General features: G+C 41.3%; 13 protein-coding genes. 4 read left to right on the forward strand and 9 right to left on the reverse strand.

Annotated features, from left to right (window positions below):
* Nucleotides 1-47 precede the first annotated feature (47 nt).
* Nucleotides 48-914: a LysR family transcriptional regulator gene (locus tag BCU57_RS20175; protein ID WP_102439371.1), complete on the forward strand. Its 867-nt coding sequence runs from the start codon at nucleotides 48-50 to the stop codon at nucleotides 912-914.
* A gap of 103 nt (nucleotides 915-1,017) precedes the next feature.
* Here the strand turns inward: BCU57_RS20175 and BCU57_RS20180 are convergent, their stop codons facing one another.
* The 8 genes from BCU57_RS20180 to BCU57_RS20215 form a co-directional block, all read right to left on the reverse strand.
* A complete protein-coding gene (locus BCU57_RS20180; RefSeq protein ID WP_102439441.1) occupies nucleotides 1,018-1,371 on the reverse strand; it encodes a cytochrome c3 family protein in 354 nt (117 codons plus the stop codon).
* A 28-nt stretch (nucleotides 1,372-1,399) separates the two neighbouring features.
* A complete protein-coding gene (locus BCU57_RS20185; protein WP_102439370.1) occupies nucleotides 1,400-2,920 on the reverse strand; it encodes a flavocytochrome c in 1,521 nt (506 codons plus the stop codon).
* 256 nt (nucleotides 2,921-3,176) lie between these two features.
* The gene (locus BCU57_RS20190; protein WP_102439369.1) at nucleotides 3,177-3,395 is read right to left on the reverse strand and encodes a hypothetical protein; all 219 of its coding nucleotides are present in this window, start codon (nucleotides 3,393-3,395) and stop codon (nucleotides 3,177-3,179) included.
* Nucleotides 3,396-3,444: 49 nt separating this feature from the next.
* Nucleotides 3,445-4,203, reverse strand: a complete 759-nt coding sequence (locus tag BCU57_RS20195; RefSeq protein WP_102439368.1) for a DNA-binding protein — start codon at nucleotides 4,201-4,203, stop codon at nucleotides 3,445-3,447.
* A 45-nt stretch (nucleotides 4,204-4,248) separates the two neighbouring features.
* Nucleotides 4,249-4,794 carry a core component of ECF transporter gene (locus BCU57_RS20200; RefSeq protein ID WP_102439367.1) on the reverse strand — a complete coding sequence of 182 codons (546 nt, stop codon included), beginning with the start codon at nucleotides 4,792-4,794 and terminating at the stop codon, nucleotides 4,249-4,251.
* Complete coding sequence (locus BCU57_RS20205) at nucleotides 4,791-5,471, reverse strand: energy-coupling factor transporter transmembrane component T (protein WP_102439366.1); 681 nt, start codon at nucleotides 5,469-5,471, stop codon at nucleotides 4,791-4,793. The genes BCU57_RS20200 and BCU57_RS20205 overlap by 4 nt, the downstream gene beginning before the upstream one ends.
* Nucleotides 5,461-6,834, reverse strand: a complete 1,374-nt coding sequence (locus tag BCU57_RS20210; RefSeq protein WP_102439365.1) for an ATP-binding cassette domain-containing protein — start codon at nucleotides 6,832-6,834, stop codon at nucleotides 5,461-5,463. Before BCU57_RS20210 ends, BCU57_RS20205 begins: the two co-directional genes overlap by 11 nt.
* Before the next feature lie 17 nt (nucleotides 6,835-6,851).
* The gene (locus BCU57_RS20215) at nucleotides 6,852-8,885 is read right to left on the reverse strand and encodes a TonB-dependent receptor plug domain-containing protein (protein ID WP_102439364.1); all 2,034 of its coding nucleotides are present in this window, start codon (nucleotides 8,883-8,885) and stop codon (nucleotides 6,852-6,854) included.
* A gap of 476 nt (nucleotides 8,886-9,361) precedes the next feature.
* Here BCU57_RS20215 and BCU57_RS20220 point away from each other — a divergent pair, with 476 nt between their 5' ends.
* From BCU57_RS20220 to BCU57_RS20230, 3 genes are all read left to right on the forward strand, one after another.
* Nucleotides 9,362-10,294: a helix-turn-helix transcriptional regulator gene (locus tag BCU57_RS20220; protein WP_102439363.1), complete on the forward strand. Its 933-nt coding sequence runs from the start codon at nucleotides 9,362-9,364 to the stop codon at nucleotides 10,292-10,294.
* A 212-nt stretch (nucleotides 10,295-10,506) separates the two neighbouring features.
* Nucleotides 10,507-11,274: a hypothetical protein gene (locus BCU57_RS20225; RefSeq protein WP_102439362.1), complete on the forward strand. Its 768-nt coding sequence runs from the start codon at nucleotides 10,507-10,509 to the stop codon at nucleotides 11,272-11,274.
* Complete coding sequence (locus BCU57_RS20230) at nucleotides 11,274-11,954, forward strand: type 1 glutamine amidotransferase (protein ID WP_102439361.1); 681 nt, start codon at nucleotides 11,274-11,276, stop codon at nucleotides 11,952-11,954. Before BCU57_RS20225 ends, BCU57_RS20230 begins: the two co-directional genes overlap by 1 nt.
* Nucleotides 11,955-11,985: 31 nt before the next feature.
* On the opposite strand, the gene BCU57_RS20235 is transcribed toward BCU57_RS20230, so the two are convergent.
* A complete protein-coding gene (locus BCU57_RS20235) occupies nucleotides 11,986-13,713 on the reverse strand; it encodes a diguanylate cyclase (protein WP_102439360.1) in 1,728 nt (575 codons plus the stop codon).
* Between the last annotated feature and the right edge of the window lie 163 nt (nucleotides 13,714-13,876).

Here is a 13,876-nt window from a genome sequence, read left to right on the forward strand (position 1 = left end):
CCTATACTGAGTAATACTAATACCACTATGAACAATTGTAATAGCCAATGTTAAAAGTTGAATTGTTAGAAAGTTTTATTGCGGTTGCCGAGTGTGGCAATTTATCTAAAGCTGCAGAAAAAATTTGCCGCACCCAATCAGCTTTAAGCCTACAAATCAAAAAGCTTGAAGAAAGTGTCGGTCAAACTTTGCTACTTAGAGATAACAAAGGGGTGTCACTGACTGAATCCGGTGAAACCCTACTTAATTACGCCTATAAGATGATCCAACTCAATTCACAAATATTGGATGAACTTAAAGATAATTCCAACAAACAAACTATTCGCTTTGGCGTCCCAACTGATTACATTAAACGTTATTTAAATAGTTGTTTATTAGAATTTATTCGTGAATTTACCCGCATTGAATTAGTGATCGATACCGATGTTAGCGGCAACTTATATAAGCGGCTGCAACAGGGTGAATTTGATGTGATTGTGGCCACCCACTGGCAGGCTCCCGTTAATGGTGAGTTGTTATTTGAACGCCAATTTCATTGGGTCGCAGCTAAAAATGGCAATGCCCATTTGCACAGTACCATTCCAATGGCGCTGTATCCTGAAAACTGCCCAATTCGAGCGCAAGTTTTTGCTAATCATCAATTATCGATGCGACCAATCAATGTATTGCTGTCTTCACCCTCACCTAATGCGCTGTGCATGGCGGTGGAAAATGACTTAGCCATTGCCCCTATTGCTGAATTTCGCATTAACGATAAGATGCAAATATTGGATCCTATTGAGCATGGTTTGCCGCCATTGCCGGTATTTAATGAGTCGGTGTACGTTAATCCAGAAACTCAAAGCCCTGTCACGGAGCAATTAGTCAACTTGATCAAAGCCAATGTGGTATCACTGGCATCTGCAAAGGTTTAACCCTCTCTTAAAACGTCTTTTTAAACACCTGCTACCGAAATAAAAACATAAAAAAGGAGCGATAAACGCTCCTTTTGTTTGGGGATAACACTAAGCTGTAAGCTTATTCTTTATGCTTGCCGTACTCAAAGGTGTGACAATTACTGCACAGTGGCTTTTTCGCTTTATGCTCGCTGTGACACTCTTGGCAAGGTAGCTCTTTACCATAGTGCAGATTGTTATGCGGGTTTTGCCACTTATCTTCTTCACTGCGAGAAGTTTGTTCAGCTAAATCATCTACATTGTGGCACGCTAAACACGATTCATCAGATGGATATTGCTTCATGCCTTGGTCATGGCACGCTTTACAATCTTTACCGATAACGTCTTTATGGTAGTCACGTATTTCTACTGCTTGAGCTGATAAGCTGGCGAAACTAAGCATAGCCAGTGCAAGCATAATCTTTAATGTTTTCATCAATAATTCCTCTTGTTTACTTGCTATGTTAAGCATTCATCATGCTACGAGCGGCAGTCATACCCATCACCATACATTCAGGTATCGAACAACTTCCTAAACGGCTGACCCCATGGATCCCACCACACACTTCACCTGCAGCAAATAAACCTGTTATCGCTTGTCCTGTGAAACTGTCTTTCACTTCAGCTTTAGTAGTAATTTGCACTCCACCTTGGCAGTAATGCACTTTCGGCCATAAACGCACCACAGTAAATGGTGCTTCAATGTACTTACCAGCAGCCTTGGTCATGTTCTTACCAAACTGCTTATCCTCACCAGATTTAACATATTGATTATATTCTTTAATCTGCGCTTTGAGTGCTTTAAGTGGCACATTGAAATGGGTCGCTAATTCATCAACCGACTCAAACTTCCAACCAACGTTATACTTAATCACCTTCTTGGTATTTGGATGCTTTTTAGAATCCTTATAGCTGGTGATCAGCAATGGAGGATATGGATTACCTTGCTCGTCACGACAACTTAACTCAGCATCGGCGCGTGTTTTACGGTCCGCAATTTCATTCATGAAACGCTTACCGGTTAAGCGGTTTACCGCCATTGAATGTGGGAAATTATAAATTGAGTAGTTAGACACATAGCCAAAACCCCCTTCATCAGGAGATGCCCATGGGCCAGATTGAATATGAGCTAAATGAACTGGCACCGCGCCTAAGCGGAACATTTCGTACATGCCTTCACCTGTTGCGCCGGGTGCGTTGGTACAACCCACTTCAGCAGTAAGTGTTGGATCTTGCGCCATACGTAAATTAACATTTTGAGCAAAACCACCAGTGGCCATGATCACCCCACGTTTCGCTCTCACATTAATCACTTTGCCTGGTTGGTCTTCTTCAAAGTGATAGTTTTGACGCATTTTAACGCCTAATACTTCACCTTTTTCACCGACTAAGAAGCCTTCAAACTTCGAACGGTTGTGGGTGTTAACACCTAACTCGCGGCATTTTTTAAGTAATGGCTGAGTGATCCCCGCGCCGCAACTTACGGTTGTTTGATAAGTACGAGCTACTGAGTGACCACCAAGTTGTTGTAAATACGGATGATATTCAGAACCTGCATCTAAGGTCATTTGCAGTGCTTCAACAGCATGCTCTGCTACATGACGTAACAAGGCTTCATCTGCAATACCACGACCTGCTTTCATTTGATCGGCCACCATGCGCTCAACTGAATCGTCAACGCCTTCTTGTTGCTGCATTGGCGTTCCCGGCGCAGCAAACAGACCGCCATTAATGGCGGAGTTACCACCAAAGTAGGACATCTTTTCAAAAATATGCACATCTTTGGCGCCAAGCTTTTTCGCTTCGATTGCTGCTGCTAATCCGGCAAAGCCCGAACCAATAATCACAATTTCAAATTCTTCATCCCACTTAACACCTGCAGCTTTTTCTGATACTGCCATCGCAGGAGCAACCATTGCCGCGCCAGCTGCTACGCCTAAACCCGTGATAAATTTACGGCGTCCCAATAAGTCTATTTTAGTCATCGGTCATCACCCTTTTGTTTTGATTGACACCGATATAATAGAACTGGAATCGATTCCAAAATGGGAACTAATGTTAATTAATGTTTAATAAGTTAACTTTTATGTCACTAATCAATTGTAGGTAGTATTTTCAATAGAATTGTAACCAAGGGAGAATTTTGGAATGGTTTCCAAATTGAGATTAAAACCGAAGCAATAGCCTAATATTATTTGCAATCTACGGCTTCGGTTAGAGGTTTATATTTGCTGGGAGTGTTTATTTACTGGCGTGATGTTTATGGCAATGAAAACTTTCGGGTTGCCAACGTCGATACATGCAGTTGTAGCATGAGGTCAATGTATTATCTGTATGTTCATCTTCATCATCCACCAAAAAGTCCTGACAATCTATGGCCGCTGTTCGAGCTTGCAAATAGTCTTCGACTCCAAATTTAAATAACCATAAATGACTCTGTTGAGTAAACCACTGTTGCATACTTCCTCCTCACGCATTGATGTATTCAAATCCAATTCACTGGTGCCAACTAATAAGACTTCAGTTGTTGTTTCGTGGCATTACACCAACAACCTCTTTCTTCGCTGACTAATAAGGCAAATTGAAACTGGATATAAACCGCTTTAATTTTACCCTTAAGGGTTAACTGTTCATCAGCAGTCAATATCTCGCCTTCTGTGGTGATTACGGCCTGTAAACCTGTCTGTGCAATAAATTGTTCCACTGACATAAGCAATTCATCTGAACCATCAGTTTGCAAACCGAGTTGTATATGGCCTTTAACGCGTCCATCTTGGCCACTGAGTCGCAAGCCTATCCCCGCTAAAGCACCGATCACCCCTTGGCCAGTTCCGCCATGTTCAGTCAGATCAACCCCTTGGGCATCAGCCAGTTTATAGGCTTGCTCTTTAGTTTTAACTTCTAATTTGGTCTGTTGACCAAATTCGATAAGTTTTCTGATATCAAATTCAGCCTCTAAATCGAGAATCGCCAATCCCGGATCTGCAATAGTTGCAGATTCTTGCTTGAGGTGAGTAATACAAATATCTTTTATTTTAACAAAATCTAATGATGAATGAATTTGAAAACACATTGCACTATTGTGCGATGTATAGGGAATATCCGGATGCACCAATAACTGATGCCTTGTCACTAATCGAGCGATACTCGAATTCATATTCTTAGCGGACGCAGCTGCAAGTTTTGTTGCTATTTCCTCAGCGATTTCACCAGTACCTTTGGTACAAATGTCATCGGTATCATCAATGCATATCAACCATGTTTTCATGGTAACTCCTTATCTTAAAATGCCAATACATCATCAATAGAACGATTACTTATTGTTAAGGTGGCTTCTATGCAATAAGTCATGCGCATAGAGTTGTTTTAAAACGGCTGGAACAATTAGTGCTGCCGTGACGGCAAAAACACTACCTTGTATAAAATTCAAACCAAACTTTGCCAGTGCAACTTGCCCGCTCATACCGACAAGTAAATTACCAACCCAGCCTTTGCCAGCCCAAGCAATACAACCTACCAGCGCTAAGATAATGCTCTGCCAGCGTATGCTGAACACACCAGCTATAAGTAATAACGCTAAATCCATTGCCATTGCTGGCAAGCCAAATTTAATAATAATTAACGGCCCACCTTTACCGACACTCAGCAGCATGGCAACCAGTCCAGCCAGTAAACCACAGACAGTAATACAACCCACTTTTCCCACGGCGCCATAACAAATAAGATAAAAAAACGTCATCAAAAACATAGAGTGACCACTTAACCCCAGTTTTAGACGTAACATGCTTTTTAACACCACGAGTAACGTGGCGCAAAAGCCAATAAATAAGGCATCTTGTAATTCAAATGAAGATTTCATTTATCCTCTCCTGTCGAAGGCCAATGGGTCGCTTTAGCCGCTTTGCCAAAATGACGAAGTTTAGCTGCTGTAGCCATCTGTTTTGATAACTTGAGCAACTGGATCAATACAGGTAAAAGTACGCAGTTAATCAACTCAAGCCAGTTTTTTGGGTTCCTCAATGCTTTCGCTGAAATATTTGCTCCTCGCAAGCATTGAATGGCATAAATTTCTTTCGTTTCTTGCAGCATAAAGGGCATCAAACCGATGGAGGCTGAAATAACAAAAGCCCACTTGCTAGGTAAACCCCAACACAAGACTTCACCAAGTCGCTCTGGGCGCTGAGTACTCGAAAGCCACCAGCCTGGCAACATCGCAAGAAAGACTCGAAGCACCACTATGACACCTTCAAATAATTGCGCTTGTCCATGTAAAACATAATAAAGGGGCAAGGTCACCGCGAGCTGCACCACGGCTAGTTTAAGTAGTGATGTAAGGCTATTTTTTAAATACAGCCCATTAAGTACCAACAAGAAGTCCACCAGCAGTAACCACACCAAGCCACTATCGGGTAAAAAAAAGGCGCTACTTGACAGCCCAACACTGAGCAACAAAGCTAAGGCACAATATTGAGTCGCACTGGGCATAAAGCAGCATTGTTTACTCGCCTGAGTCCCCATATTGCGTCTAGCCCACATGAGATTGCTCTAATGGGAAGCTATTACCTTTCAATTTCCCTGCCTCAATAGACCAGTAGCGATCAACTTCAAGGCATTGGATCACTCTATGGCCAGTCAACAAAATGCCACAACCTTGATCGCAGAGTTGATGCAATATAAATACTACTTTTGCTATGTGTTCGTTATCTAAACCAGCAAAAGGATCATCGAGTAACAGTACTTCAGGTTGCATACACACTAACGACGCCAGTGCGATAATATGCTGTTGCCCGTATGACAATTTATGCGGTGAGCATTGAGAAAGGTGCATTAAGTCCAATTGCTGCAATACGTTTTCAGCTCGCACTAACGGTAATTTAAAACGCTTAAGACTAAATTGCAGTTCAGCTAAAACAGTTTGCTCAAACAGTTGCCGACTAGGTCTCTGTAATAGCAAGCCCAGTCGAGCACCATAAGCACCGAGCTTTGGCTGCTTGCCTAATACCTGTATCGGTAATATTGGTATGTTGGATTGAATACCTGCGAGCGTTTTAATCAGGCTGCTTTTGCCCACGCCGTTATCGCCCACTAAGCCAACAATTTCACCACGATGCAAAGACAAGGTTCTATCACACTTAAATAAGCATTCTTGGCCTGAAAAACGAAAACGATGGGGCGCGATAGTCAGTAGGCTGTCATGATTTTGATGCCATTTTTTACGCTTAAACTTGATCACTGTTGGCGCGACTAACTCATTTGCAGCACACGTTGTCCCTTGCTCAGTTAACTTGCCATTTTCGAGTCGCCAAAAAATATCAACGACATCAGAGAAAGCACTGGGATTATGTTCAGCAATCATAATTGCCACGCCATCCGCTAGTAATGTTTTTAATACGATAATTAACTCATGTACGCCTTTCTCATCAAGCTGAGTCCACGGCTCATCTAATAACAATAAGTTTGGTTCAAAAGCCAGTTGCGCAGCAATCATCAAGCGATACTTTTGCCCTAATGAAAGCGCCTCTATCGGCGTATTTAAGCTGAAAAACAACCCTGCTCGACTCAGAGAAACCTGAACAATGTCAATCATCGAACTTGAGTCATAGCCCAAATTTTCAAGCCCAAAAGCTATTTCAGCCCCTACGGTTTGACGTAAGATTTGAACATTGGGATCCTGCATAACCAGCCCAACCATGAGTGAATCATGGCGGTAAATTTTTCCTTCATAAGGTCGCGATACCTCACCAGCAATTAAATGCAGTAAACTCGATTTACCACACCCTGTAGGCCCGCTGATGCAGTGACATTCTCCACTATTGATAACCAAATTGAGATCGTCCAAGATCTCACTTTGGTTTAATCCATAGCTAAAACTTACTCCTTCTAATGCTATGATTTTCATGTCATGACCCACAGTGACTAAAGCTGCCAGTTAATGCCGACGAACACTTGACGACCCGCTTGCGGCAATGCTTCACTCTGGTAGTAATTTTCATCGAGTAAGTTTGTTGCACGCAGATAAACCTCTAGCTGGTCATCTAAAAACGGCTGAACAAGGTTGAGATCGACGAGGGTGTAGTCTTCTAAAGCTTGCTCGACCATCACATTTTGACCCGATACTTTCTGCTTGCTGTAGTAAACCTGATCCATAATCCGCTCTATGTTGAAGTTAATTCGCATCGCGAATGGCAACACATAGTCTGCTTGAAAGCGTACTTGATGCTTTGGACGATATTCTAAGGTCTGCATTCCTTCATCAGCCTCTTTATCATCGGTATCTAAAAAGCTATATGACAAATTCATCGATAAGTCGTCAAAGCTGTTGTTCTGAAGTTGAACATCGACCCCTTTAAAACCATAACGACCCATATTTTGATATACGCTGTCTAAATCTTTAGCGATATAGTCTTTTGCATCGGTGTAATAGCCAGCCAGATTAAGCTCTGTAGCATGACCCAGTTGCTGCAACAGACCAATCTCATAATGCTGGGACGTTTCAGCATGTAAATCTTCGTTACCTGAAGATTGGGCATAAAGATTTCGCATTGAAGGAAAACGAACTTTCCGCGCAATCCCCATATTAACTCTCGTATTTTTATGTAATTGCCAGTAACCAGACAATTGACCTGAATAATCATTTTCGGACTCTGCTAATCTATCTTGATCATGGAATGAACCACCGACAGTCATGCCATAATTGTCAGCTTGATATTGATACTCCACTGCAGCGGTATACAACCAAGATGAGTCATTAAAATCATCATCACTGCTACCACTACCATCGCCGCTTCCGCCGCCGTTTCCACCACCGCTACCGCCGCCACTGCCGTCTCCACTGGTGGTAATGAGTTCTTCAGTGACATCATAAGATTCCCAGCTTTGTTTCTCGGCGATCAATGCTGTAGTCAATATGCCTGCTTGGTCAAAATTTGAGATGAACTGTACGTTACCGCCTTGAACCGTTGAGCGACCATCCTGTTTCGCTTTAATGGTTTGATAGGTTTCGTCATCATATTGAATTTCAAGTACATCACTTTGATTGTGATAACCAAAACCACGAAGCGTAAACATGTCATTGAATTTATGCGCCGCACCTAGTTGAATAGTTTTTGCCTGATAATCATCTACACGTTCAAATTTGACGCTACTTGTGCCTGTGCCATCACGGCTAGGCTTGCCCCACTCACCTTCACGATAAGCCAAGTTACCCATCAATTGGGTTTGATCACTAATAAAGTAGCTACCTTGAGCATAGAAATTATCTAAGGTTTTATCGGTATTTTCACGAATATCACCTTGCTGGTATTCAGTGTCTTGGTAATCATCCGACATTGACCAGCCATCTGTTGTTTGGTGGGAATAATTCACTAGACCTTGCCAATTATCACCACTGCCTGCTGCACTGATGTCACCGTTAAAGGTACTGTCTTGTCCAAGCTCTAATCGACCTGCTATCGCCGGAGCACTTTCACCTTGCTTAGTGATGATATTAATCACGCCGCCAGCACCACCTGGACCATATAAAACGGATGATGGACCCACTGACACTTCAACGGAGGCTATTTGGGAAGTAGGGATGAGACTAGGATCGAATTGACCATCTTCAGCATCATTGGCTGGAACGCCGTTAATCAGATAAATAACATGACGTGCTTTAAAGCCACGAATATCGACTCTTGGGGTACCTTGACCGCCTGTGCGAACATAAATACCAGGCACATTTTTCAAAACTTGATCAAGACTTTGTGCACCTGAAGCTTTTATTTCTGCTTCATCTAAGCTCCAGTGCGTCGTTGCTGACTCAATGACTGAGCCGCGTTCACCATGTACCACTATGACCTCTGACACATTAAAAATAGCGTCTCTTTCTATGCCATCTGCTTGAGCTTGGTAAGCGACACTCATCGCCAATACTAGCGTTGAAACTCGAAGCACTTGCTGTGATTTGTTCATTTAATCCATCATCCTAACGCCATAATTAACACTATTGTCAAAAAGCATCGAAGATCACTCAAGACAATAAAATCACAAAATGAAGCTAGATCAACTATTGGAACTAATGGGTAAAAGGTTTTACTAATGAAGGACAATTTGTCTCACAGTAAACATTTAACCAAAAAAGCAGTGGGACAAAAGGGGGCAGATTTTTTGCTAATAAAGCATCAAATTCAATATAGTGGAAATACCGATATTGATTTTTTCTGCGTTAAAAGTAATTTATCAGCGCCGTAGAAACTCCTGGCACACATAAGATACGTACAATCTCATCTAGAGTGTGACCAATGGCTCATTTTCAGTTTAGACAGTGCCAGCGATCCATATTGCTATGCAATGATTCACTATATGGGATTATTTAACGTAAACACTAACCAGTATTAGTGTGCCCCTTAACCGGATAATAAGTAAATGAAGCTCCACAAGGATGAACAATGACAGAGTCGGCCGAACTGACCTACATGAGTGTAAAGCAAGTTTCTGAATACCTTTCTCTCAACGAAAAGAAAGTTTACTCCATGGCCAACGACCGTATTTTACCGGCGACAAAAGTCACCGGAAAATGGTTATTCCCCAAAATACTGATCGATAGATGGATTATGGAGTCTTGTCATAGCGGAATGCTTTCGGATCGAATGCATATAACCGGTAGTGACGACCCTTTATTATCGATGTTGGTCGCAAAAGTGATGTCACAAGTTGGCACCAGTGAACTTGTTAGCTATAGCTCTACTGGCTCGAGCTTGGGTTTAGATATATTATCCCGTGGCTATGCCGATGTGTGTGCTCTGCATTGGGGCAAATTGGAAGACAGTAATGAATCCCACCTTGAGTTATTAAAAAAATACCCAAACCATCAACAATGGCTGATGGTTCATGGCTTTAACCGTAAACAAGGCTTAATGATGCGTCCAGAAACGCATCTTAAATACGAAATGCTAGCTGATGATTCCACAAGTTCATCTTTACAATCTTGGCGCTGGATAGCTCGTCAATCGGGCTCGGGCAGTCAGCAACACCTTGAACAATGGCTTGCCAAAAAAGACATCAACTTTGAAGAGGTTAATTCGACCATCGTAGCCCAAAGTGAACGGGAACTGGCAGGTTATATCGCTCGCCATAATGGTGATATTGGCTTTGGTTGTCAGTCAGTGGCCTTTGAAAGTGGTTTAAGCTTTGTTCCTGTCTTAACTGAATCTTTTGACTTTGTTATGCCACAAGGCATCTATTTTAGGCGCCAATTACAACAACTTTTAAGTATGTTTCAAGAGCCAAAGTCAATTCAACTCGCCGCTACCCTTGGCGGCTATGACCTCACTGATTGCGGCAAGTTAATGTGGGATGGTAAATCTGAAAATGGACCATAAAACAATATCGTTTCAGTGAATTCGAATATTGCTAGTACGCATTATCTTAAACTTGTAGTAAAGTGATTGTTCGAGGACGACCTTGATTCGTATTCTTATCAGCTAAATAGAATGCAACAATGACAGTATTGTAAGCACTGAGATAGCTTGAAAATAAACATATGAACACTTTCGGGGACGGCCCCATCTGACTAAGACAGATAGGAGCCACCATGTTCAATCCCGCTTATACCTTGATAATATTTACCCTCTTTTTCAATATATTTACCTCCGTTCAAGCCGTTGAGAAACCATCAAACCATTATGGTGTGCATGGCATGACGTTGTTTGGTGGGAAAGATGGTTTATTTGCCTCACATTTACCTATGTACCATCAACCCCACAATGTACAAATGATCATGCAATTTCACTTTGCCAATGAGAAAGTTGAAAACTCGGTTAGACAACAACTTCAACAACAATCATCGAGCCCACAACAACTCTGGACTATCGTCCCTAAGCCTTTTGATTTAATGACCTTACACCCTAAAATGTCAGATGAATTACCGCGATTACACATTGAGGTCGTTGAAGGACATTTTGAGCGAGGTGGCAACAGTCAGTTCACCGCCCAAAAAATTATCATTGATAAGGTATTATTATTTTCTACCTTAAACATGGAAAAAGAACAGCCCAAATCAGCCTCGGCGCAATATCAGAAAATTGCAGTATCACCAAACAGTCCCAATCAATTTTTGATTAAACGACTAGGTAATAGACCGGAAGCAGATCATTTATTAAGAGTGCTTAACTACGATTTATCTAAAATGTCACAGTTATCAGTGCCAATTGAATCAGAACTAACTGAATCAGGATTAACCGAATCAATTCACCCTTCAACGACAGCAATAACTGAAGCATTAGGAAAACAAAACTATAATCATGACTTATCGGCAGCAAGTGTCATTGAAATTTATCTAGAAACCAGAGAATTACAATAATGGCGGTATTATCACTGGCAGTGATCCAGCATCACCCTGCCGAAGGTCCTGGACGAATACAAGACTGGTGTGACAGTCACGGCCATCAGCTAACCTGTTTTATGGCGCCTTTAGGCGCGCTGCCTAAACTAAGTAGCTTTGATGGTATTATCATTCTCGGTGGGCCTACGGATGTGGCAGACAACTCGGCGTGGATGCAGGCCGAGCTTGAATTAATAAAGGATGCTATCGACATTGATATGCCGATTTTAGCCATTTGCTTAGGGGCGCAACTATTAGCCACAGCCCTGGGAGCCAGCCTGTATAAATTAGAACAGCCCGAACTCGGCTGGCATGAGGTTAAGCTGTTATCAAACGGATTAGTCGCTGAAACACTAATGGTGCCTCAATGGCATTTTTATGGGTTTGATTTTAATCAGCAAGCCCAAAAAAACAAGCCTATGAAACAAGTCAGTATTGAAGCCAGTTCAGTACTATGTCACCAGCAAGCCTTTCGCCACCAGCGTCAATTAGGGCTGCAGTTTCATCCCGAGTGGCATGAGCTACAAATACACGCCTTAATTGAACACTTTAAAGATGATTGCCCATTCGATACAGAAACTAAGCCGCTATTGCAGCAGCAATTAGCGCTGTGGTTTATGTCATTATTGGACTCAATGTTTAAGCCTAATGACCACTAAGATTTTGTCGCTAGATTCTGCATTAACGATACTAGCACTGGCTAATAGTAATGTTGGGTATTAGTGGCTTATCTTTTTTCTTTTCCTGTTTGTGTTTATACATTCGTTGATCCGCTAGTGATAAGCACTCTGATTGATTTGCTGTTTCAAAGCTTGTGGCAATACCAAAACTTAAACCTATATTCTTCCACCTAGTTCGCTGTAATTCCTGCTCTGTTTTGAGCAGTGCTACTGACAATTGCGAAATCACTGAAGCTGTTTGTTGAAGATTTGTAATTTCAGCCACCAAAATAAACTCATCACCTCCAGATCTGAAAATAGTTCCCAAACCTTGAAGTTTTTGTTGAATAAGATCGACTGTGGAAATTAATAATTTATCGCCTTCATCATGGCCAAATGTATCGTTAATCTCTTTAAAACCATCAAGATCAATAAATGTTAGACAATAGCCCCCAGTTAGCTTGGCGAGCTTTTCATTTTGAGCATAGCGATTGCCTATTTTTGTTAATGGGTCTATCCGAGAAATAGTATAACTGCGATGATAGTCCTTCTGTTTTATTTGCAACCATTCAGTCAATGATAACAAAATACAAATACAATCAATTGTTAATGCAACTTGCACAATCAATTCTGTAGAGATATTCCAATCAAGTTTTAGGGCATGAGATAAAACATAAGCAAACAGAGACAAGCCATATAACAGGTTACCTATTAAATAATATTTGGCTTTAAAATCCAAAGTGGTGAGCATAAAGATGCCTGTCCCGATACTTATTGGGATCCATACAGCTGCAATAATATGGGATATTAAGAAGCTGTTATTAAAGGATAGAAAAGGCATCAATAAGCCAAGAGTAACGCTGACTATTGATAATAAATTAAATAGCTTTGCGAATTTACTATGCTCCTGAGGGCAATTAAACAGTAGCTTAGTAAATTGACTTGCAGAAGCGATAGCAAACGGAAATATCATGATGCCAATATAAACAGGGTTAAAAGCGCTGACACTAAACAGCTGCCCGAAACTTCCAGAGGCAACAAGCCAACCTAAACCATGAAAACCAACATATCCGGCGCAGGCTAAGGTCACTAAATATCGGGTTCTGAAATAGATAAAACATGCAATTAAAGCGAGTGTAATCATCACCGAGAAAGCCATAGTATTAATGCTATTGGTAATAAATTGTTTGTTATAGAAAGCCGCTTTACTATAAATATTAACGTCTACCGGTGTGGCGAATTTTTTGGCTTGTATAAAAATCCACAGTACACCACGCTCTTGTTGACTCAACATCAGTGAGAAGGTTTGTGAATGAGCTAATTTAGGGTTTGTACCAGTTATTTGCCCAAAGCTTGCTAAAGCAACAACTTCACCTTGCTCTGACTGCCAATATGCAGTCCCTATGTCTAAGTAATTTGTATATAAATTCACAAACCGAGTGTGCTGAATATCACGACTATTGGCTAGTGGTATCCTTGCCACAAAAGCCCCGTTTCCTCCCAAGGTAGAAGTCACTTGCTTGGCATCGGCATATAAGAGCACTAGATCGGTAAATCGAGGATCTGAAATCAGGGGCGAAGTTTTATACCAGAGATTTTCCTCAACAATTTCAATTTTATCGCGTTCATCTAACGTAACATAAGGGCTAGCACTTACCGTACCAACGGCAAGTGAGATAAGAAAACAAACAAAAAGTGCGGTAATTCTTGCTATATTATTGATAAAATTTAGTCCTTTAAATTTATTTTTATTCCGCATAACATACGTGTTATTAAATTTAATTGTAGCTGCTAATTATATATTTCGTAGCGGAAACCTTTTACTTTGTTAAGCTCTAATAATGGTTTTATTCCTAATCAGTTAACTCTACGCTCTATGCCACCATGAAACGTTAGCCAGCTCAAAAATTAACAGTTAAATA

Source organism: Shewanella sp. 10N.286.48.B5 (genome assembly GCF_002874355.2).
Lineage (GTDB): Bacteria > Pseudomonadota > Gammaproteobacteria > Enterobacterales > Shewanellaceae > Shewanella.